24 protein-coding genes are annotated in these 22,764 nt (G+C 32.3%); 6 read left to right on the top strand and 18 right to left on the bottom strand.

Annotated features, from left to right (window positions below):
• Window positions 1–22: 22 nt before the first annotated feature.
• The 6 genes from ccsB to LQ622_RS05315 form a co-directional block, all read right to left on the bottom strand.
• Window positions 23–1,240, bottom strand: coding sequence for a c-type cytochrome biogenesis protein CcsB (ccsB, locus tag LQ622_RS05340; protein ID WP_037588178.1), 1,218 nt, complete (start codon window positions 1,238–1,240; stop codon window positions 23–25).
• Entirely contained in the window at window positions 1,233–2,876 is a 1,644-nt protein-coding gene (gene resB, locus LQ622_RS05335; RefSeq protein ID WP_126477484.1) for a cytochrome c biogenesis protein ResB, read from the bottom strand. Before resB ends, ccsB begins: the two co-directional genes overlap by 8 nt.
• A gap of 13 nt (window positions 2,877–2,889) precedes the next feature.
• Window positions 2,890–3,426, bottom strand: a complete 537-nt coding sequence (resA, locus tag LQ622_RS05330; protein ID WP_126477485.1) for a thiol-disulfide oxidoreductase ResA — start codon at window positions 3,424–3,426, stop codon at window positions 2,890–2,892.
• A gap of 114 nt (window positions 3,427–3,540) precedes the next feature.
• Entirely contained in the window at window positions 3,541–4,278 is a 738-nt protein-coding gene (locus tag LQ622_RS05325; protein ID WP_126477486.1) for a pseudouridine synthase, read from the bottom strand.
• On the bottom strand, window positions 4,278–4,838 hold the full coding sequence (scpB, locus tag LQ622_RS05320; RefSeq protein ID WP_037588190.1) for an SMC-Scp complex subunit ScpB: 561 nt from the start codon (window positions 4,836–4,838) through the stop codon (window positions 4,278–4,280). The genes LQ622_RS05325 and scpB overlap by 1 nt, the downstream gene beginning before the upstream one ends.
• A complete protein-coding gene (locus LQ622_RS05315; RefSeq protein WP_126477487.1) occupies window positions 4,825–5,559 on the bottom strand; it encodes a segregation and condensation protein A in 735 nt (244 codons plus the stop codon). Before LQ622_RS05315 ends, scpB begins: the two co-directional genes overlap by 14 nt.
• 97 nt (window positions 5,560–5,656) lie before the next feature.
• Between LQ622_RS05315 and LQ622_RS05310 the strand changes: the two genes are divergently transcribed.
• A complete protein-coding gene (locus tag LQ622_RS05310) occupies window positions 5,657–6,160 on the top strand; it encodes a DUF309 domain-containing protein (RefSeq protein ID WP_037588194.1) in 504 nt (167 codons plus the stop codon).
• Window positions 6,161–6,246: 86 nt separating this feature from the next.
• Here LQ622_RS05310 and xerD read toward each other — a convergent pair whose 3' ends face one another.
• From xerD to LQ622_RS05295, 3 genes are all read right to left on the bottom strand, one after another.
• Complete coding sequence (gene xerD, locus LQ622_RS05305) at window positions 6,247–7,161, bottom strand: site-specific tyrosine recombinase XerD (protein ID WP_037588196.1); 915 nt, start codon at window positions 7,159–7,161, stop codon at window positions 6,247–6,249.
• Between the two features lie 91 nt (window positions 7,162–7,252).
• Window positions 7,253–7,693, bottom strand: a complete 441-nt coding sequence (gene fur / locus LQ622_RS05300) for a ferric iron uptake transcriptional regulator (protein WP_025907044.1) — start codon at window positions 7,691–7,693, stop codon at window positions 7,253–7,255.
• Window positions 7,694–7,793: 100 nt separating this feature from the next.
• Window positions 7,794–8,336, bottom strand: a complete 543-nt coding sequence (locus tag LQ622_RS05295) for an NUDIX hydrolase (RefSeq protein WP_037588197.1) — start codon at window positions 8,334–8,336, stop codon at window positions 7,794–7,796.
• A gap of 77 nt (window positions 8,337–8,413) precedes the next feature.
• On the opposite strand from LQ622_RS05295, the gene LQ622_RS05290 reads away from it, so the two are divergent.
• Window positions 8,414–9,325: an aldo/keto reductase gene (locus LQ622_RS05290; RefSeq protein ID WP_239761947.1), complete on the top strand. Its 912-nt coding sequence runs from the start codon at window positions 8,414–8,416 to the stop codon at window positions 9,323–9,325.
• A 42-nt stretch (window positions 9,326–9,367) separates the two neighbouring features.
• Here LQ622_RS05290 and LQ622_RS05285 read toward each other — a convergent pair whose 3' ends face one another.
• Complete coding sequence (locus tag LQ622_RS05285; protein ID WP_204170178.1) at window positions 9,368–10,123, bottom strand: SDR family NAD(P)-dependent oxidoreductase; 756 nt, start codon at window positions 10,121–10,123, stop codon at window positions 9,368–9,370.
• A 139-nt stretch (window positions 10,124–10,262) separates the two neighbouring features.
• Here LQ622_RS05285 and proC point away from each other — a divergent pair, with 139 nt between their 5' ends.
• The gene (proC, locus tag LQ622_RS05280; protein WP_025907039.1) at window positions 10,263–11,078 is read left to right on the top strand and encodes a pyrroline-5-carboxylate reductase; all 816 of its coding nucleotides are present in this window, start codon (window positions 10,263–10,265) and stop codon (window positions 11,076–11,078) included.
• Between the two features lie 58 nt (window positions 11,079–11,136).
• On the opposite strand, the gene rnz is transcribed toward proC, so the two are convergent.
• Window positions 11,137–12,054, bottom strand: a complete 918-nt coding sequence (gene rnz / locus LQ622_RS05275) for a ribonuclease Z (protein WP_126477490.1) — start codon at window positions 12,052–12,054, stop codon at window positions 11,137–11,139.
• A gap of 195 nt (window positions 12,055–12,249) precedes the next feature.
• On the opposite strand from rnz, the gene zwf reads away from it, so the two are divergent.
• Both zwf and LQ622_RS05265 read left to right on the top strand, forming a co-directional pair.
• Complete coding sequence (zwf, locus tag LQ622_RS05270; protein ID WP_025907035.1) at window positions 12,250–13,734, top strand: glucose-6-phosphate dehydrogenase; 1,485 nt, start codon at window positions 12,250–12,252, stop codon at window positions 13,732–13,734.
• 28 nt (window positions 13,735–13,762) lie between these two features.
• Window positions 13,763–14,623 carry an effector binding domain-containing protein gene (locus tag LQ622_RS05265; protein ID WP_126477491.1) on the top strand — a complete coding sequence of 287 codons (861 nt, stop codon included), beginning with the start codon at window positions 13,763–13,765 and terminating at the stop codon, window positions 14,621–14,623.
• A gap of 50 nt (window positions 14,624–14,673) precedes the next feature.
• On the opposite strand, the gene gndA is transcribed toward LQ622_RS05265, so the two are convergent.
• Window positions 14,674–16,077 carry an NADP-dependent phosphogluconate dehydrogenase gene (gndA, locus tag LQ622_RS05260; RefSeq protein WP_239761948.1) on the bottom strand — a complete coding sequence of 468 codons (1,404 nt, stop codon included), beginning with the start codon at window positions 16,075–16,077 and terminating at the stop codon, window positions 14,674–14,676.
• A 110-nt stretch (window positions 16,078–16,187) separates the two neighbouring features.
• Complete coding sequence (locus LQ622_RS05255; protein WP_239774736.1) at window positions 16,188–17,303, bottom strand: M20/M25/M40 family metallo-hydrolase; 1,116 nt, start codon at window positions 17,301–17,303, stop codon at window positions 16,188–16,190.
• A gap of 95 nt (window positions 17,304–17,398) precedes the next feature.
• Between LQ622_RS05255 and prli42 the strand changes: the two genes are divergently transcribed.
• Window positions 17,399–17,500: a stressosome-associated protein Prli42 gene (gene prli42, locus LQ622_RS05250; RefSeq protein ID WP_150527395.1), complete on the top strand. Its 102-nt coding sequence runs from the start codon at window positions 17,399–17,401 to the stop codon at window positions 17,498–17,500.
• A gap of 502 nt (window positions 17,501–18,002) precedes the next feature.
• Here prli42 and LQ622_RS05245 read toward each other — a convergent pair.
• The 5 genes from LQ622_RS05245 to LQ622_RS05225 all read right to left on the bottom strand — a co-directional run bounded on the left by LQ622_RS05245 (window position 18,003) and on the right by LQ622_RS05225 (window position 22,759).
• Window positions 18,003–18,968, bottom strand: coding sequence for an aromatic acid exporter family protein (locus LQ622_RS05245; RefSeq protein ID WP_204255278.1), 966 nt, complete (start codon window positions 18,966–18,968; stop codon window positions 18,003–18,005).
• A gap of 18 nt (window positions 18,969–18,986) precedes the next feature.
• Window positions 18,987–19,424, bottom strand: a complete 438-nt coding sequence (locus LQ622_RS05240; RefSeq protein WP_025904925.1) for a BrxA/BrxB family bacilliredoxin — start codon at window positions 19,422–19,424, stop codon at window positions 18,987–18,989.
• 74 nt (window positions 19,425–19,498) lie between these two features.
• Window positions 19,499–20,773, bottom strand: a complete 1,275-nt coding sequence (locus tag LQ622_RS05235) for a dihydrolipoamide acetyltransferase family protein (protein WP_204252624.1) — start codon at window positions 20,771–20,773, stop codon at window positions 19,499–19,501.
• An 11-nt stretch (window positions 20,774–20,784) separates the two neighbouring features.
• Window positions 20,785–21,768: an alpha-ketoacid dehydrogenase subunit beta gene (locus tag LQ622_RS05230; protein WP_048539745.1), complete on the bottom strand. Its 984-nt coding sequence runs from the start codon at window positions 21,766–21,768 to the stop codon at window positions 20,785–20,787.
• Window positions 21,761–22,759: a thiamine pyrophosphate-dependent dehydrogenase E1 component subunit alpha gene (locus LQ622_RS05225; RefSeq protein ID WP_239761952.1), complete on the bottom strand. Its 999-nt coding sequence runs from the start codon at window positions 22,757–22,759 to the stop codon at window positions 21,761–21,763. Before LQ622_RS05225 ends, LQ622_RS05230 begins: the two co-directional genes overlap by 8 nt.
• Window positions 22,760–22,764 lie beyond the last annotated feature (5 nt).

Below are 22,764 nucleotides of genomic sequence, written 5' to 3'. Positions count from 1 at the left end.
GTTGACTCCCTTCTAGCATTTTTTAAGCATAAGAATGTAAACCAGCTACTATTAAGTTAACGGCAATAACATTAAATAGAATGATTGCAAGGCCACCAACAGCTAACCATGCTGATTTTCTGCCTTCCCAACCTTTACCTAATCTTAAATGTAAGAATATCGCATAATATAAGAATGTTATAAGCGCCCAAACTTCTTTAGGATCCCAGCCCCAATATCTACTCCAAGCCATTTGTGCCCAGATACTCGCGAATAATATACCGCCAAGTGCAAATAATGGGAAACCAATGATTACTGAACGATATCCTATTTCATCCATCAAGGATAGATTGACTTTTTTCGTAAGTGGTTTGATAAGACTAAATAAAGTCTTGCCTTTCAAAATCAATCTTAGTATACCATATAAGACTGTACCAACTACAATTGACCAAACGACTGTGTTTAGTTTTTGAGCATTGATAACAGCAGGTAATTCAATCTTGCTCCATTTTAAGATATCAGTTCTTTCTTTTGGTTCATAATCGCTACCAGAAACATGATCTACAAGTAAACTATCTTGTTGTGTCACAAATGCTGGAAGATGATAATGTTGAACAGAGTTATTATCGTTTTTGTCGATAAAGAAATAAGTGTCATCATAACCAACGATATCTTTCATAATGATCGTTGTTAATATAAATCCAATGACAATAACAATGAAATACATAATGACTTCTACAAAGAAACTATGTATCGATTTTTCCTCTGGACTAACAGCTGCGAATAAATAAATTAATCCTGCTATACAGCTGATTGATAAAATACCATATGAAATCGTTACGGTTATAACGTGAATTGCTAACCAACTAGATTGTAACGCAGGAATTAAAGGCGAAACATCTCTAGAGAACATACTTGCATATGCAATTAACAACATCGCAATTGGTAATACGAATAACGCTAAAATTGGTGTCTTATAAATAGAGTAAATAACAAGGAAGCCACCTACCATCATAATGCCGAACATTGTTAAGAATTCATACATATTACTTACTGGTGCATGTCCCGCAGCAATCCATCTTGTAATAAAGTATAGAATTTGTAATACAAAACCGATGACAGTTAATGTCACCCCTACTTTTTCTGCTCTTTTCTTAGGTGAACGGATTGAGAATGAATATGGGACAATCGCAACTAAGTACAAAATAAAAGCAGAATATAAACTGATATTACTAATATTTAAAAACATATCTTTATCCATTGTTTGCCTCCTTACTTTCGTGAATGTCTTGTTTAGTATCTTCAATATGTGAAATGTGATGTTTATCTAAGACTTGGTTAATCTCTTTTGAGAAACCATAATAATTCTTATTTGTATGTGCAGCGATATTAAACTCACCGTTATCTGTATTAATCCAAATACGTCTATGGTTAATATATGATCCGACTGCTAAACCTAATAAGAAAATAACGAAACCTGTAAATAATATTGGAAGTGTTAAATCTTTCTTCACTGCCAACACTGTTGCCCATTGATTTGTTGCATTGGCAAATTTCACATCGTATTTATTATCTTTAGATATATCTTGTGATTCTTTAATTCTTAAGAAACTAAATTCTGATTGTTTGCCCTTATCAGTTACTTCAAACACAAAAGCTGGATTATTTGGATTTGGTGATTTAGTTGCAAGTACACCATTTTCTATTTTTTCGTAATCTGGTGCATAACTTCTTAACTTAACTGTTAAATCATCTGTAATTTTATAAGTCTTTTTAGGACTTTCCAAATTGACTGTAAATGGTTTCCCGAGTGCTTTACCGTCTTTTGTTTTTAAGTTAAATGTCATATCTTTTAACAACGAGTTGTCGAAGCTACTTTGGTAAAATTGTAAGTGATCATATTTCAATGGATGATTGACTTTAATTGAACCAGAAGCGACTTCTTTTAAATTAGCATCTGAACCAATTACTTCTTCTTGACTGTTTTTATACAAAGTAGCTTTTGTTTCGTAGTTCTTAGCAATTTTGTTTAAACTTGGGTCAATTGATTCAGGGTTTGTATTAGATTGAGATTTTTGATCATATTCTTCATATATAAAGTCGTTATTTTTTATATAATAGCCTCTATCTGTACCTGGTACTGGTTTCGTTTCTCCTTCTTTCACATAGACCATATCATCTAAGTAAAAGCCTGGTAAGAATCTTAACATTGCCCCAAATAATAAAATGATTAAACCAGTATGGTTGATATAAGGACCGTATCTTGATAAACGTCCTTTTTCAAGTAAGATATGACTCCCATCTTGTTTAACTTTATATCTTTTTTCTTTAAAAGATTGACTTATTTCATCTAGATTAACTTGATCTTCTGAATGCAAGTTTAATCTTTGACGTTTATAGAATGAACTGTGCTTTTTCGTTCTTTGATTTTTCAAAGATTTATGTAAAGGTATCCCTCTATCAATACTTGATGTAATAATAGAGAACGCTACTAAACCTAACAGAATTAAGAACCACCATGAACTATATAAATTGTGGAATCCAAGTTTATAATATAGTAAGCCTAGTGAACCATAATGTTCATAATAATATTGTTCTGGATTCACATTCATTGGAATAAAATATTCTTGCGGGAATATTGTTCCAATTGAAGCTGCAATAACCGTTAATACGAGTAAAGTAACACCTGTTTTGATTGAAGCGAAGAAATTCCATATGCGATCTAAGATTGTTCTGTTTTTTGTTTTCGAACGTATCGCTTGCCCATCGTAACGCATAACGTCGGTTGTCTTTTTCTTATCATAGTCGTCATTTATTAAGCGACCACAGTTTAAGCATAATTGAGTTCCTTCTGGGTTCTTATGCCCGCACTCACAAACAATTTGCTTGTTGCTCACTTTAAATCCCCCTCTATTTCACTTTGACCTTTTCCATTTCTTCTATGATTTGCTTTTTAGAAAGTTCACCAGTATGCTTTGTTTTTATTTTACCATCTTTATCAACCGTTATCGTAGTTGGTAATGGATTGATACCGTATGCATCTGTTACTAAATTATCGTTATCCATCGCAACTGTGAATGTTGGTGTTTCTTTTAATGAACTTAAATATTGTTTGATTTGTTGAGGATTATTTCTGACATGTATCGCAACGACTTCAACACCTTTGTCTTTGTAGTTTTGATATTGTCTTTCTAACTCAGGCATTTCGCGTTTACATGGTTCACACCAAGTCCCCCAAAAGTTAATTAAAATACCTTTCCCACGTAAATCTTTTAAATTAACTTTTTTCCCATCAACTGTTTGGAGTTCAAAAAGTGGCGCATCATCTCCAACTTGCGCTACTTTATCCTTATCTTTCGTAAGACTGGACCATACTGTAAATACAATTGCAATTAAAATCACTGCAGTTATAACAATTTGGAGTACAGTCTTCTGTTTTTTCTTCATTTAAAATCCTCCCTAACACAATAAAAAAACCATACATATGCAATGTTATGGTGTTTTGTCTAGTATATCATGACTAAAAAGCAGATTAGTGGCATTATTGTGAACGTTTACAGATTATTTACCATCTTGTGCTAAATGTCTTAAAACTTTGATTTCATGAGGTGATAACGTTCTGCCTTGTCCAGCATTTAAGCCTTTTAAATTAAGTGGCCCATATTCTACTCTCGTAAGTTTAACAACTTCATGTCCAAAATGACTAAACATTCTTCTAACTTGTCTATTTCTACCTTCCGTAATCGTAATTTCCACATGCGTTACATTACGCTCTCTATCTTGACTTTTTACTTTTACAATTGCAGGTTGTGTCAATCCATCTTCTAGCTGTATACCTTTTTCTAATTGTTTAACTTCTTCTCTTAGTAAATAGCCTTTTAATTTTGCTACATATTTCTTTTGAATTTTATAACGAGGATGTGTCATTAAGTTTGTAAACTCACCATCATTCGTTAAAATTAATAAACCTGATGTATCATAATCTAATCTACCAACTGGGAAAATTCTCGTCTTAATATCTTTAAAATAATCCGTTACAACCGCTCTTCCTTTATCGTCAGATACACTTGTAATTACTTTTGTTGGTTTATGAAATAAAATATATAGTTTATCCGGCATTTCTAATGGAATACCTTCTACTTCGATATAATCAGAATCTTTCACTTTAGTGCCAAGTTCAGTTACTTGTTTATTATTAACGTATACAAGCCCTTCTTCGATTAATTTTTCTGCTTTTCTACGTGACGTATAGCCACTTTTCGCAATAACTTTTTGTAATCTCTCTAATTCTTCACTCATTATGATTGCTCCTCATTGTTTTGTTTTTCGTTCATGCTACTAAAAAACAAATCCATTTCTTCTTGTTCATTTTCTTCATTTGTTGATTTCGGTAATTCGTCTAAAGAAGTCAGTCCAAATACATTTAGAAAGTAATCTGTCGTATACAATAATTGGCTTCTAGATTGATCGTTATGTTTTGATTCAACGACACCTTTCGCAATTAAAGTCTTAACAGAAGCGTCTGAATTTACACCACGAATCACTTCTATATCACTTCTCGTAACAGGTTGATTATATGCAATAATAGATAATGTTTCTAACGCAGCTTGTGATAATTTTGTATTCATATTATCTATCATTAATTTTTCAAGATATTGATGCATAATTGGCTTTGCTGTAAGAATGCATTTATTACCGTAAAAAATAATTTGTAATGTTTCGCGATCATATTCATTTGCTAAATCTTTTAATTGTGATGGCGTTAATTCTAATAACTCACATAACTGATTAACTTCAATGCCTTCATCACCTAATGAATATAATAATCCTTCTAATAATCCTAATTTACTCACTGACATAATTCACGCCTCGATTTATAGTTATTTCTCCAAATTGATATTGTTGAAATACATCAATTTGTCTTAATTTCATCATTTCCAATATTGCCAAGAACAACGTTACTAATACATTTGTAGATAAATCAGATGGCAATGTCTCGAAAAATTTATAACTCTTATGTTGGGCAAGTTGTGCTTGTATTGAAGCAGTTGCCATTTCAATCGTATAACTATCTTCGTTAACGGTAACATTCTGTGGTTTATTAAATCTCTGTCTACGTTTAGTACGTTGGTATGCAATAATTAAATCCGTCATATCTAAATCTAAAGGTGCACGTTTGTCATGAACGGCTTCAAATTTGGATAAATCTGCTGGCTTTTTGATGAATATTTGCTCTCTGTCTTGTTTTTTATGATTTAATAATTCAGCATATTCTTTATAATTTTGGTATTCGATTAATTGTCTAACTAAATCGTCCCTTGGATCATCTTCAAATTCATCAATATCTGATGGTTGTGTAGGTAGTAATAATTTGCTTTTGATCATCAATAACTCTGATGCCATCACTAAATATTCACTCGCTACATTTATTTCTAATATTTTCATTTGATGTATATAACTTAAGTATTGCTCGGTTAGTTCCTTCATTGGAATATCATAAATATCAATTTCGTATTTTTGTATTAAATGAAGTAATAAATCCAAAGGTCCTTCAAAGGCATCAAGTTTTACTTCATACATTTAAAACTTCCTCATTTCTATTCCTTTTACGTGCATAAATCTAAAAATTATTATACCATGATTACGTATAAATATTCTATGCTGAGAGGGATTTTAAATGGAAACACAAATAATGTCATTTCACTATCATTTCCATGTCTTAAGACATTATTTTGAATGTCACGATATATTAGAAGATCATTGGAAAGATCAAACTCAATTTAGTAAGCATGATGCAATTGTAAGTTTAATATTGTTCTCAACAGCATGTTACCACTATAGACGTGATAATACCAAAGGCGCTCTAAAAACTTATAAAAAAGCATTACAAATTGCAGAATTAAATGATGACTTTAGCCATTTAGGTATTGAAAAAGCATCGTTTCAATCTTTAATTCGTTCACAAATCATGCGCATTGAGCAAGGTCATCCATATGAAAATATCCAACTCCCTTTAACAGATGCAAGCTATCGTGCTTTAGAAAGTACATTTGATGACTTTGAATTTAACTATAATACAGATGTATCAGATTATATTAAACATCATCATCTACTAAGAGATCGTACTGAAGTGATAGAAAGTCGTATTTCAGCATATAAACAACGTCACGCTAGACAATAAATAACCAATAAATAAGACCCCAAGCGACAGCAAAAGTTAATAAAATTGCTAAAGTGACATATTTTTTTGATTCATTTTGTTGTTGTTTATTGTTCTTCATTTTTCTTCTCCTTTTTGGCTCTAGGGTGATACGTTAAATACATCTCACGTATTTGTTTTTTAGAGATGTGTGTGTAAAGTTGTGTTGTAGAAATGTCGGAATGTCCGAGCATTTCTTGCACTGCCCTCAAGTCTGCACCATTTTCAAGCAAATGCGTCGCAAAAGAATGCCTTAAAGTATGAGGTGTTAAAGTTTTCGTTATCCCTTTTTCTAAGCCGATTTTTTTTAATATTTTCCAAAATCCTTGTCGCGTTAAAGCTGTACCACGTGCATTTAAGAATAATATATCTGTAACATGTTTCTTCAATAAATTTGGACGAACTTCCTGGATGTAGTTTCTTAATATGCCCATTAAATGTTCACCAAGTGGTACGATTCGTTCTTTATTTCCTTTACCAAACACTCTAATAAATCCCATCGTCAAATTGACGTCTTCTACATTTAATTGAATCAATTCACTTACACGAACGCCCGTGCCATATAAAAGTTCAAGCATCGTACGGTCTCGTTCATCTCTAGGATTTGTAATATGTGTAAATGTTAAGAGTTGATTCACTTCATCTTCACTCAATACATCTGGAAGCTTTTGTTCGTATTTAGGTGTTTCAATCAATATTGTTGGATCTTTAACGGCGTACTTTTCTCTAATCGCAAATTGATGAAAGCTCCTAATTGTCGCTGCCAGTCTCGCAATTGTCTTAGCTGATTTACCTTCTTGTTTAAGATGTGCAAAATATTTTTGTATCACAATACGATCAATGTTGTCTATATGACTAATTTTATGTTCAGTTATGTATTGGTTATATTGCTTTAAATCTCTTTGGTACGATTGGATTGTATTTTGACTCAAACCTTTTTCTAATCTTATAAAATCTATAAACTCATTTATGATTTGTTCCATGAATTCACCTCATTGTTGTCATTATTTTACCATAAAAAAAGACATCACTAAAATCAGTATAAAACTTCATTTAGTAACGTCCAGTATAGATTTATTCTTCGTGACATCTATGACAAATACCATGAAAAGTTAATCGATGGTCTAAAATTTTAAAGTTAAATTCTTTTTCAACACGACGTTCTACGTCTTCTAATAAATCTTCTTCGATTTCATCAACTGCGCCACATTCCATGCATACCATATGGTGGTGAAAATGTTTTGCCCCTTCTTTTCTTAAATCGAATCTAGCAACACCATCGCCAAAGTTAATTTTGTCGACTACTTTTAATTCAGCTAATAGTTCTAACGTACGATAGACAGTTGCGAGACCAATCTCAGGTGCCTTATCTTTAACTTTTAGGTAAACGTCCTCTGCACTTAAATGATCGGCTTCATTCTCAAGTAATACTCTAACTGTCGCTTCTCTTTGCGGAGTTAGTTTGTAGGAAGCTTTGTGTAATTGTTCTTTCACACGTTGTATACGTTCTTCCAACTTGACACCTTCTTTCTAAAAAATAATCATTATCAATTAGTAATGTATTCGTATACTAAAATACCAATAATCTTCTCAAAAAGCAAGAAAAAATATCTTTTTATTTAGAATGATTATAATTTAATAATAAGTATTGGAAGGCTATCATTGTTTTTGCATCTTCAATTTTATGTTCTGATAATAATGACTGTATTTGATCAATTGGAATTTTAGTTAAATTCAAGAACTCATCCTCGTCTAAATTTACTTTTCCTTCTTTTAAATCTTTCGCGATATAAATACTTACTTTCTCGCTACAGAACCCTGGACATCCATATACTTCACCTATGAGTTCGAGTTTATCTGCAACGTATCCTGTTTCTTCTTCTAATTCTCTAAGTGCAGCCGATTCACGTTCCTCCCCTATTTCTAATTTACCAGCAGGAATTTCGATTAATGTCTTTTCCATTGCTTTTCTATATTGTTCCACTACTAATACTTCATTTTCTGGCGTTATTGCTAATACGGATACTGCACCATTATGTAATACGACTTCGCGTTCACTCGTTTGCCCGTCTGGAAGTGTAACTTGATGTTTTTCTAGCTTAATAATACGGCCATCATATATCGTTTCTTTCGAAATCGTTTCTTCAGTTAGTTTCATTATAAGTGTGCCTCTTTTCATTAAAATAATTTATCTGGTAAACTTAATATATAAAGTGTAGCGAAAGGAGCTTCAATATGCAAAAGAATACATTGAAAAGTGGCATTGAAATTTCAGAAGTCGGATTAGGTTGTATGAGTTTAGGAACAGATATTAACCATGCAGAAACAATTGTTGATGAAGCAATCAAACAAGATATCACATATTTTGATACTGCTGATTTATATGATTACGGTGAGAATGAAAAAATCGTAGGAAAACTTTTGAAAAAATATCAAGATCAACAAGATATTGTCATTGGATCAAAAGTTGGTAATCATTTTGATAAAGAGAAACAAGAACACTTTTGGGACCCTTCTAAAGAACACATTATGAAAAGCATTAAAGAAACTTTACAAAGATTGGATTTAGAACAATTAGATTTATATATGTTACATGGCGGTACGATTGAAGATAACAAAGATGAAACAATAGAAGCATTCGAAAGATTAAAAGAACAAGGTCTTATAAAAGCATATGGTATTTCGTCAATTAGACCTAATGTTATCGATTATTATTTGAAAAACAGTAACATTGAAACAATTATGATGCAGTTTAGTATTTTAGATAATCGCCCTGAAAGTCTTTTAGAAAAGATTAACGAGCATGGTGTTAAAATATTAGCAAGAGGTCCAGTTTCTAAAGGTTTATTAACTCATAAATCAAACGAAGTACTAGATCGTAAATTTAAAGATGGCTTACTAGAATACAATTATAATGATTTATCGGATACTATTTCTCAACTGAATAAAGAATATGATGATTTATCAAGTGTTACATTCAGTTATTTGAAATCATTTGACGCACTTGGCTCTATTATTACAGGTGCAAGTTCACCAGAGCAATTGAAAGAAAGTATTCAGAGTTATAATGGAACATTATCAGAAGCTCAAATTAAGCACGCTCGTTCAATCGTTAAAAATATTGAATACACAAATCACTTACAATAAAAGAAAAGAGTCTGGGAGAAGATTAAATTTCCCAGACTCTATTTATATCTTTTTACTCAAAAAACTTTGCTTAAATAATTTTTCAAATGTACGAGGTGCTAATTGATAAAACCTCAATCCTAAATCCATCCATTTCGGTTCGTTTATTTCTATTTTTCTTTTAATCATACTTTTAACAATTTGTTCACTCAAATCTTCAACATTAAGTTGTATTTGAGATGTAAGCTTTTCAAAGTGGCCAGAAGGGTCTGCTTTAGCATGAAATTGTGATTTGAAAGGTCCTGGATTGACATTAAGTACATGTAAATCTTCGCGTTCAAGTCTTAAAGCATTTGTGAAACTACTCAAAGCTGCTTTTGACGCTGCATAATGGCTACCATATGGTGTTGTCACTTTAGAAGAAATCGATGAAATATTAACGATTGATGCCCCTCTTTTTAAATAAGGTAATATACGGTTCAATAGTATTATTAAATTCACGAGATTCGTATGATAAATATCCTTTATTTCATCACTTGAATGTGCCTCATTAGATTTAAAGTAACCTAACCCAGCATTATTAATAATTCCGTCATACGTATTGTTCTGTGCAAGATTAAATTGTTCGACTTGCGCGGTGTCATTCATATCTAATATAAAGACTTCTTTAATATTTTTATATGTCGTCATTAAATGATTGGCTTTATCCACATTTCTAACAATTATTGAAACGTAAGCACCATGATTATTCAATGATTGTATCAAGCTCTCCCCTAGTGAACCTGTGGCACCAGTTAATAAATAATGTTTACCGATCATTTAACTCATCCTTTATTCATTGTTATGTATAATGTATCATAACACTTCAAAAAAACTAAATACGATACAAGCAATTTTGACATAAGATTATATTTCTTTATAATTAAAATGAATTCATATGGAAGTGAGTGATTTTATTATGAAAATTGTGTTTTATGGATCTGGTAATATGGCAAACGCGATATTCACTGGAATTGTTAACAGTAAGTCGATTGAACCTGAAAATATTTATTTAACAAATAAGTCGAACCAAGAAGCATTGGAAAGTTATCATGAAGCTTTAGGCGTTAGCTATAGTTATGATGATGAAGAATTGTTAAAAGATGCAGATTATGTATTCTTAAGTACAAAACCTTATGATTTCTTAAAATTAGCTGAACGCATTAAACCTTTCATAACGAGTGATAATAAATTCATTTCAATTATGGCTGGTTTACCGATTAGTTATATTAGAGATAATTTACAAGTTGATAATCCAATTGCTAGAATTATGCCGAATACGAATGCGCACGTTGGGCATTCAGTAACGGGTATTAGTTTCTCTACAAACTTCGATCCTAATTCTAAACAAGAAGTATTAACGCTTATTGAAGCTTTCGGTACAGCGTTAGAAGTTAAAGAAGATCACTTACATCAAGTGACAGCTATTACTGGTAGTGGACCTGCATTCTTATATCACGTATTTGAACAATATGTAAATGCTGGTACTAAATTAGGCATCGAGCAATCTCAAGTTGAAGAGTCTATTAAAGAGTTGATTATTGGTACTGGTAAAATGATTGAACGTTCTGATTTAAAAATGGATCAATTACGAAAAAATATTACGTCTAAAGGTGGTACAACGCAAGCTGGTTTAAATGCGTTAAGCAACCATGACATTGAAGCTATTTTCTTAGATTGTTTAAACGCAGCTGTTAAGAGAAGTATCGAACTTGCAGAAGCGGATGAAGATTAATTGAATAAGTTACAAAAAAACATCTCATCTTAAAATACATATAAGATGAGATGTTTTTTTATATTTGAAATTGGTCATAATCTTTTACAAATTTAAAGTCATGAGTTACAGCTGAACGCAATGTGGCTTCAACTGTTTGAATATCTTCTAATTCATATCGATTAGATAAATGTGTGAATAGACCTTTTTTTACATTAACATCAGTCATTAATTGAAAGACATCTTCAATATGACTATGATAATAAGAATTGGCTAATTTTTTATCGCCTTCGATATACGTTGTTTCATGAACAATAACGTCTGCATCTTGAGCAAGGATATGTTCATTTTGACATGGCATCGTATCACCAAAGATTGTAATCACTTTCCCCTTTTTCTTAGGACCTTTGAAATCTTTAGATTGATAAGTTTGATTTTCATATTCAAAAGTTTCGTTTGCTTTTACTTCTTGATATTTTGGTCCAGGCTCTATTCCGATTGCTTTAAGTTTTTCAACATCAAGCTTCCCTTCAATATCAGGTGCTGTGATGCGATAACCGACAGATAATATACCATGTTTTAAAGGTAAAGCTTTAATATGAAAGCCATCAATATTAAGTTCGGTTTCCGTGTTGAATTCATTTACAGTTATCGGATAATTTAAATTTGATTGAGAAATTTCTAATGCCGTTTGTATAAACTTTGCTATACCTTTAGGGCCAATGATTGTTAAAGGTTTATCTTTACCACCTTGGAAGGAACGACTTGTTAATAATCCAGGTAATCCAAATATATGGTCACCATGTAAGTGCGTAATAAATATATGACTTATTTTGCCAAGTTTAATGCCAGTATGTAATATTCGATGTTGAGTTGCTTCACCAACATCAAATAACCATAGTTGATTGACGTGAGGTAGGCAATTAAAGGCAATTGATTGTGTATTTCTTTCTTTAGTCGGTAATCCGGCACTTGTGCCTAAAAATGTGAGTTCCATCGTCTTCCTCCTTACGATATTATTATAACATGTATCATACAATGATTTATAAAAATACATAAAAATGATGATGATTATACAACTTACTGAATAAATTGAAAATTTAACAGTTCAAATGGAAGAATATCAATCACTAACATGTTATAATAATTAATATTGTAAATTGTGAAAAAGTTAGAGAATCGAGGTAAATAAATGACAACCGAAACTAGAAATATTCCATGCTTAATTACAATATTTGGGGCTACAGGTGATTTAAGTCACCGTAAATTATTCCCATCTATTTTTCATTTATATCAACAAAATCAATTAGACGAGCACATCGCAATAATTGGTGTTGGTCGAAGAGATTGGACTACTGAAAAGTTCAGAAATGAAATTAAAGCTTCAGTAGAGAAACATGTACAGAATACAGACAAGTTAGATGAATTTATGGAACATGTGTTTTATCAATCGCACGATGTTAGTGACCCTTCTAGTTATGAAGAATTATTAGCTTTTTCAAATGAGTTAAATGAACAGTATCAATTAGAAGGTAATCGATTATTTTATTTAGCAATGGCACCTCAATTCTTTGGAACTGTTACAGATTTCTTAAAATCTTCAGGTTTAACAGATACTGACGGTTTCAAACGTTTAATTATTGAAAAACCTTTCGGCACAGATTTAGCATCTGCTGAAGAATTAAATGAACAAATTAGACGTTCATTTAAAGAAGAAGAAATTTACAGAATCGACCATTATTTAGGTAAAGATATGGTACAGAATATCGAAGTGTTAAGATTTGCGAATGCGATGTTCGAACCATTATGGAATAATAAATATATTTCTAATATCCAAGTAACATCTTCTGAAATATTAGGTGTAGAAGATCGTGGCGGATACTATGAAAATAGTGGCGCATTAAAAGATATGTTCCAAAACCATATGTTACAAATGGTTGCTTTATTAGCAATGGAACCACCTATTAGTTTAAACAGTGAAGATGTTAGAAATGAAAAAGTAAAAGTATTGCGTTCAATTAGAGCTTTAGATGAGTCTGAAGTTAAACAGAACTTTGTTAGAGGACAATATGATAAAGGTCAAATTGAAGGCGAAGAAGTTAAAAGCTATAGAGAAGAAGATAAAGTAGCAGATGACTCTAATACCCCTACTTTCGTTGCAGGTAAAGTATTGATAGATAATTTCAGATGGGCTGGCGTACCATTCTTTATTAGAACTGGTAAAAGAATGAAGAAAAAAGGTATTCAAGTCGTTGTTGAATTCAAAGAAGTACCAATGAATTTATATTATCAACGTGATTCAGAACTAGAATCAAATTTACTTGTCATTAATATTCAACCTAATGAAGGTCTTTCACTACATTTAAATGCTAAAAAACAAGTTCAAGGCATAGAAACAGAACCTGTTCAATTATCATACGCAATGAGTGCACAAGATAAAATGAATACAGTTGATGCATATGAGAACTTAATCTTCGACTGTCTTAAAGGTGATTCAACAAACTTTACGCATTGGGAAGAATTAAAAGCAACTTGGAAATATGTAGATGTGATACAAAATGTGTGGGACAATGATAAAGCACCGTTCCCTAATTATAGAGCGGGTACTAATGGACCGATTAAGAGTCAATTATTATTGTCTATTGATGGATTTAAATGGTGGGACGATATTAACTAATCTTTCCGCCAACAGGAGTGACTGAACATTGGAAGTAATTAAAGATTTACAAAGAGCAATTGTGTACATTGAAGATCATCTATTGAGCGATATCGATTTACAAACTTTGAGCGATCACGTTGAAAAGTCCCCTTTTCACTTGAATCAATCATTTACGATGGTTATTGGTATGACACCTATTGAATATCAACTTGCTAGAAGAATGACAGAAGCGGCGTTTGATATTTTAAGTGGTCATACACGTATTTTAGATATCGCCTTAAAGTATGGATACAGAGATGCGCATGCATTCGCTCATGATTTTAATGCATATCATGGCATAAGTCCGCTACAAACGAAGACACATCAATCTATGCTTAAAATTAAAAAAAGAGTCTCTATTAAATTAACTTCTACAGAAACAGAACCGTTAAATTATTCATTACAATACAAAGATGATTTAAAGTTAGTAGGAAAGAATCATCATTATCATTCAAATGAACTAGATAATCATTTTTTAATACCTGACTTATTAGAAATGTTATTAGAGAATAATTACATAGAAGACTTTATTAAATATAATGATGTTAAACCTAATCAACTATTCGTTATTCGAAGACCACTTTTAGATGGACTCGAAGTATTTGTAGGTGTTCCTAGTGAAAGATATCCAGGTCATTTAGATAATTATTATTTACCTGGACATCATTTCGCGACGTTTAATTTACAAGGTGAATTAGATTTTGTAGTGAGTGAAGCTTGGCACCATATTGAAAATCAATGGCAACTTAAAATGCCTTATTTACATGATGATTTTTATGTTGAGGTATACCCTCTTGATGTTAATTTTGATCAAGAAACTTCTAAAGTACAACTTTGGATACCTATTGATCATAAAAGTATGAATTAAAAAACAACCCGCTATCTCTTGGAGATAACGGGTTGTTTTGTTATATCAAATTATTTAGTCCATTCAGTATGGAAAATACCTTCTTTGTCTTTACGTTCATAAGTATGCGCACCAAAGTAATCGCGTTGTGCTTGAATTAAGTTGGCAGGTAAATCTTCTGAACGGTAACTATCAAAGTAATTGATTGCTGAAGAAAAACCAGGTGTTGCAATTCCTGCTTTGATTGCAGTCGCTGATACTTCTCTTAATGAACCTTGATATTTTGCAACGATATCGTTGAAGTAAGGATCTAATAATAAGTTTGTTAATGATGAATCATTATCGTAAGCGTCTTTGATTTTTTGTAAGAATTGCGCACGGATGATACAACCCTCTCTCCAAATCATAGCTAACTCACCTAATTTTAAGTTCCAGTTATTTGTTTCACTAGCAGTTTTCATTTGAGCAAATCCTTGTGCATAACTACAGATTTTACTCATATAAAGTGCTTGTCTGATTTGTTCTAAGAATGCTTCTTTGTCACCATCAAACTCAGTTATTTCTGGATTAAACGCTGTGCTTGCTTTAACTCTTTCATCTTTGAATGAAGAAATAAATCTAGCAAATACAGATTCAGTAATAATTGTTAATGGAATACCTAATTCTAAAGCATTAATTGAAGTCCATTTACCAGTACCTTTTTGTCCAGCTTTATCCATAATTTTTTCAACTAATGGTGTACCATCTTCGTCTAATTTATTAAAGATTTCGCCTGTGATTTCAATTAAATAACTTTCTAATTCACCAGCGTTCCATGATTTAAACGTTTCAGCAATTTCTTTATGATCCATGTGTAATACACGTTTCATTAAGTCATAACTTTCAGCGATTAATTGCATATCTGCGTATTCAATACCGTTATGCACCATTTTTACATAGTGACCAGCACCGTCTGGACCAACATATGTTACACATGGAGAACCATCGCTAGCTTTTGCAGAAATGCTTTCTAAAATTGGTGCAACCAATTCATAAGCTTCTTTCTGACCACCAGGCATAATTGAAGGACCAGTTAAAGCACCTTCTTCTCCACCTGAAACACCTGTTCCAATGAAGTTTATTCCACTTTCATCTAAGTATTGATTTCTACGAATCGTATCTAAATAGTTAGTGTTTCCGCCATCGATAAGGATGTCACCTTTATCTAATAATGGTAGTAAGCTATCGATTGTTTTATCTGTAGCTTCACCAGCTTTTACCATAAGTAAAATTTTTCTTGGTTTTTCTAATGAATCTACAAACTCTTCGATTGAATAGTTTGGATGTATATTTTTACCCTGTGACTCTTCAACCATTTGGTCGACTTTCTCTTTTGAACGGTTATACACTGAAACTGAGTAACCACGTGATTCAATATTCCAAGCTAAGTTTTTACCCATTACAGCTAAACCAACTACACCTATTTGTTGTGTCATGAAATTAACCTCACTTTTTTTCATTTTCTAGTACATTTTAACATAGTTTGAATACGTTTTTCGTCTATAAAGTCTTTAATTTCAAATGAATACGTTTACATACTGAATTTTTATGCAAGTTCAGCAATTGCAACGATTTGTTCTGTAATTTTTTGTAATTCTTCAACTGACATACGTTCATTTGTTGTATGAATATATTCATATCCAACACCTAAAATAACAGTAGGAATTCCGAATCCACTAATAACATTTCCGTCAGATCCGCCACCTAGTTTAACAAGGTCTGCTTTACGTCCAATTTTTTCAGAAGATTTAACGGCTAATTGAACAACATCGTCTTCTTCAGTTAAGTTAAAGCTTGGGTACATAATTTGTACATTAACTTCAGCAGAACATCCGAATTCTTCAGCAGTTTTCTCGAATGCTTCTTTCATATGTGTAACTTGTTGATTCATTTTTTCGTCATCTAAAGATCTAGCTTCTGCTAAAATATATACATGATCGCTTACAATATTTGTTGCTGTTCCACCTTCGAATCTACCGATATTAGCAGTCGTTTCTTCATCGATACGTCCTAAGTTCATATGACTAACAGCTTTAGCAGCAATATTAATCGCAGAAACACCTTTTTCAGGTTCTAATCCAGCGTGTGCTGTTTTACCTTTAATAATAGCTTCTATTTTAGCTTGTGTAGGAGCTGCTACAACAGTTGTACCTACTTTACCAGGTGCATCAATAGCAAAGCCATATTTCGCTTGAATATCATCAGGATTTAAAGCTTTAGCACCAACTAAACCAGATTCTTCACCAACTGTAATGATAAACTCGATATCACCATGTTGAATATTGTTATCTTTAATAACTTGAATAGCTTCTAAAATTGCAGCTAAACCAGCTTTATCATCAGAACCTAAGATTGTTTCGCCTTTAGAATAAATGTAACCATCTTCACATAATTCAGGTTCAATATTATTACCAGGTGTAACAGTATCCATATGGCTTGTAAAATAAATCGGTGTCTTGCTAGAATCTTCACCTTTTAATTTACAAATTAAATTTCCAGCACCATAACCAGTTTCGCTTTGAGAGTCATCCTCTTTAACATCTAAACCTAAATCCGTAAACTTTTGCTTTAATAAGTCAGCAATCTTTCTTTCATTTTTAGATTCAGAATCTACCTTTACAAGTTCCATAAAAGTATTTAATAATCTTTCTTCATTAATCATGATTGTCCCTCTTTTCATTTATTTAAATATCTCATAATCTAGTGTATAATAGTTGATAAATATATACAAAACTAATGTTTAAAGAGAGGGTTATCATGGGAAATAAGAATGTACGTAAAATTATAATCATCGTAATGTTAGTAGCAATCGTAGCTGCACTTGTATTATCAGGTATCTTACCATTCCTATTAAATTAATAATATAGTTTAAAAGCGCTAGCTCATGATGAGTAGCGCTTTTTGTTTTGGGGAGAGATACAAATTTTAATTAGGTATTATTAGAATATGTGGAACTCGTGAGTTAAAGCCAACATTAACTCACGAGATTGTGAAAGATGTGAGTTAAAGACAATATTAACTCACGAGAATAGGAAAGATGTGAGTTAAAGGCAACATTAACTCACAAGATTAGGAAAGATGTGAGTTAAAGACAATATTAACTCACGAGATTAGGAAAGATGTGAGTTAAAGACAATATTAACTCACGAGATTAGGAAAGATGTGAGTTAAAGACAATATTAACTCACGAGATTAAGAAACATGTGAGTTAAAGGCACCATTAACTCACGAGATTAGGAAAGATGTGAGTTAAAGACAATATTAACTCACGAGATCGGAAAACATGTGAGTTAAAGTCAACATTAACTCACATCTCCCCACTATATACACAAAAAACGCAATGCCATATAGCATTGCGTTTTTACTTCTTAAGGCTACCGAATTGTGATTTGATTAGTAAGTATTCTTCTACTTCGTTTAATAGTTGAAATAGTGCTGCGATACTTTCTAATTCTTGATGTGATTTTGGTAGCTCGATAGATTGTAATTTTATTTTAATATCATATAGGTTATGCAATCTCATAAGAGAGTAATCGTTACCTTGTACGTTTTGTGATACTTCTAATAACAATTGACTACATAAATGATGTGCATGTTGACTGTGTTGCATGGATTCGATTAATTTTTTCATTCTTTTTAATAAAGTTAATTGTTCTTCTCTCATATCAAAATAATGATAGTAAGAGTTCTCATTTCTCACAAAATGATTTTTAACTTCTCTAAATGCTAATGATTTAGCTTTTCTAATATTTTCCGAAACGATATCGAATGACGGTACATTAATTTTCTTATTTGGATCTTGTAAGCATTGACTATAAATAAAGGTTATTAATATAAAGTCGTCTTCTATTTTGCGTTTATAATTGTTAAGTTTATAATCTAAACTTGGCATAAACATATTCATGATTAAAGCTATACCTATACCAATTATAAGTAATAAAATTTCATTTACGACAACATTCATATCAATCGTTTTAGCCATATACAGATGAAGTATAATAACACAGCTTGTTACAATTCCTTCTTGTACACCAATCATGACTGTTACGGGTATAAATAAAAGGACCATAATACCAAGTATAATAGGCGTACTTCCTAAATAAGTGAAAAATACTGAACCAATCATAATTGCTATTAAACATGCTATAAATCTATATATTGCAGCTTCAAATGATTTAACTCTTGTATCCTTAATGCATAATACAACAAGAATAGCACTGGATGCATAATTATCTAAGCCGATTAACCTAGAAAGGATGACAGCTAATGTCATCCCTAGGGCAGTTTTTAATGTTCTATATCCTATTCTGTACGGTTTTATTTGCATAAGAAATGAACCGTTCCTTTACACTTCTTCGCAATACTCTTCGAATAGTGCTTGAATGTTTGTAATAACACTCATTGGATCGTGACCTTCGATTTCATGTCTTTCAATCATTTTGACAATTTTGCCATCTTTAAGAAAAGCAAATGATGGACTTGATGGTGGGTAACCTTCGAAATAATCACGTGCTGTTTCTGTTGCTTCTTTGTCTTGACCAGCAAATACAGTTACTAATTGATCTGGTAATTTATCATAGTGTAACGCATGTTGTGCTGCTGGTCTTGCGATACCGCCTGCACATCCACAAACTGAATTAACCATAACAAATGTTGTACCTGGTTTGTTGAAAGTTTCTTCAACTTCTTCTTTAGTTGTTAATTGTTTGTATCCAGCCGCTTCTATTTCATTTCTCGCAGAATTGACTACGTCGTTCATATATAAATTGAAATCCATTTCCATAAAAAAAGCCTCCTGTAATAATAGATAAGTCTATTTTACAGGAGATTTAAGGGTAAAACAATGACAAGGTTTTATTAATATATAGATGTGTTCTCGATTGTCATGCTTTGTAATCTTTCTTTTACATATTTTAAGAATTCACCGGCCATTAAACCATCTAATATTCTATGATCAATGGATAATGATAAATTAACCATATCACGAATACCGATCATATCATTGACAACTACAGGTCGTTTCACAATAGATTCTACTTGTAGAATAGCAGCTTGTGGATGATTGATAATACCCATTGATGATACTGAGCCAAATGAACCTGTATTATTGACTGTGAATGTACCACCTTGCATATCTTGAGAAGTTAATTTATGCTTTCTTCCTCTAGTTGCAAGATCATTAATTTCACGAGCGATACCTTTGATTGATTTATCATCAGCATTTTTAATAACAGGTACATATAATTTATCTTCACTTGCTACTGCGATTGAAATATTAATATCTTTATGAATTTTAATTTCATCGCCTGCCCAAGTACTATTTAACATCGGATATTTCTTCAATCCTTCTGCAACAGCTTTTACGAAAAATGCGAAGAATGTTAAGTTATATCCTTCATTTTGTTTGAAAGATGATTTATGATGCTGTCTTGTTTTAACAAGATCTGTAGCATCAACTTCGACCATCATCCAAGCATGTGGAATTTCATGAACACTTTGCAACATTTTATTCGCAATTGCTCTTCTTACACCATTGACTGGAATTGAATCACCAGGTAAAGAAGACGTTTCTGGTTGAACAGTATTTTCAGCAATTTCTTGAGTTGGTGCTTCTACTTGTTTAGATGATGTATCTTCAGTTGGAACACCATTTTCAATTGCATTTAAAATATCTTTTTTAGTCACTCTTCCTAAATTACCAGTACCTTTAACTTTATTTAAATCAATATTATTTTCACTTGCTAATTTAAATACAACAGGTGAATATTGACCGTTATTCATTGGACCTTCTTGTGGTTCATTAGAAACAGGTGTTTCAGCTTTTGCAGGTTGGTCTTCTTTAGTTACGTCTGGTTCAGTTTGTTCATCAGCACTATTATTGTTATCCTCTGATGTTTCACCTTCAACTTCCATAGTACAAATAACTGTTCCAACATCTACTGTTTCACCAGCTTCGACAACAATTTCTTTAATTGTTCCATTAAATGTTGAAGGGACTTCAGCTGTTACTTTATCTGTTATCACTTCGCACAGTGCATCGTACTCTTCAATTGTGTCACCTGGTTTAACGAGCCATTGTTCGATTGTACCTTCATGAACACTTTCTCCAAGTTTCGGCATCTTTACGTCCATAATTTAACCTCCTAAAATTCAGCTAACGTTCTCATTTTTTCTTCTATTTTCACAGGATTCATCATAAAGAAATCTTCCATAGGTGGTGAAAATGGCATAGCTGGTACGTCTGGACCTGCAAGTCTTGCAATTGGTGCGTCTAAATCAAATAAGCAATTTTCAGCTATTATGGCAGATACTTCACTCATGACACTACCTTCTAAATTATCTTCAGTTACAACCAATACTTTGCCAGTCTTTTTCGCACAATTAATAATTGTTTCTTTATCTAGTGGATATAATGAACGTAAATCTACTATTTCTGCATCTATACCTTCAGTTGATAATATTTCAGCTGCTTGAAGTGCGTAATTTACACATAATCCATAAGTGAATACTGTAATATCTGAACCTTCTCGTTTAACATCTGCTTTATCGATTGGTACAGTATAATATTCTTCAGGAACTTCTTCTTTTAATAGTCTGTATGCTTTTTTATGTTCAAAGTATAGTACAGGATCATTATCTTCAATTGCCGCAAGAAGTAATCCTTTAGCATCATATGGTGTTGATGGAATGACAACTCTTAAGCCTGGTGTTGAACAGAATATACTCTCAATACTTTGTGAATGATATAATGCGCCATGAATTCCGCCACCAAATGGACTTCTAATTGTTAAAGGACAATCCCAATCATTATTAGAACGGTATCTTATTTTAGCTGCTTCATTGATGATTTGATTTGTTGCCGGAACGATATACTCTGCAAATTGAATTTCAGATACCGGTCTTTTACCCATCATAGCTGCACCAATTGAAGCACCCACTATATTTGATTCTGCTAATGGTGAATCGATCACGCGTCCTTCACCATATTTGTTGTATAAATTTTTAGTTGCGCCAAATACGCCGCCTTTTAGACCAACATCTTCGCCGATAACAAATACATTATTGTCTTTTTCCATCGCTTGGTCCATTGCTTGATTAATCGCGTCAAGATAGGATAACTTAGGCATTCTTTTCGCCTCCTTGATCATATACATGTGTTAAAGCTTCTTCCGGTAATGGATAAGGTGCTTTTTCTGCATTTTTAGTAGCAGTATTGATTTCTTGTTTAATTTCATCTTCAATTTGGCTGAACCATTCATCGTTTGTAACTTGATGTTCAACTAAATATTCTTTGAATTTAATCATACAATCACTGTCTTTTACTTCTTTCATTTCTTCTGCCGGACGATAATTATCATCATCATCTGAAGAATGAGGTGTTAAACGACTACATAATGCTTCAATAAGTGTTGGTCCTTCACCATTTATTGCACGTTCTCTTGCACGTTTAACTGCTTCATAAACAGCTATAGGATCATTACCATCCACTTGTTCACCAAATGCACCGTAACCTGCAGCTCTAGATGATAAATCATCTGTTGCGTACTGTAAGTGACTTGGTACCGAAATGGCATATTTATTGTTTTCGATAATACAAATAAATGGCAACTTATGAACACCAGCAAAGTTCATTGCTTCGTGGAAATCACCTTGACTCGTACTACCTTCACCTAAAGTAGCAAGTGCAATCGCTTCTTTGCCATCCATTTTAAGTGATAAACTTGCGCCAACTGCATGTAACACTTGAGTTGTTACACAAGAACCTTGCGTTAAAATAGATAAATCTTTTTTACTAAAATGAGATGGCATTTGCTTACCACCACTTGAAGTATCACCTTGTTTTGCAAATGCAGCTAACATAGATTCTTCTGCAGAAATACCACGAGCTGTAACTAAAGCTAAATCTCTATAGTAAGGTGCTAATACGTCTTCGTCTTTTAGTGCATAATATGTGCCAATTTGTGTTGCTTCTTGACCTTGACAACTAATAACAAACGGTAGTTTACCTGCTCGGTTAAGTAGCCACATTCTTTCGTCAATTTTTCTACCTAATAACATCCATTTATAAATTTCTTTTAAGTCTTCATGCGTTAATCCGACAGTCTTATAATCTAACATCTAAT

The sequence above is a fragment of the Mammaliicoccus sp. N-M50 genome (assembly GCF_022386995.1).
GTDB classification, from domain to species: Bacteria; Bacillota; Bacilli; order Staphylococcales; family Staphylococcaceae; genus Mammaliicoccus; species Mammaliicoccus sciuri_A.
Note: the sequence above shows the minus strand (reverse complement) of the source record. Positions and strands in the feature narration are given on the sequence as shown.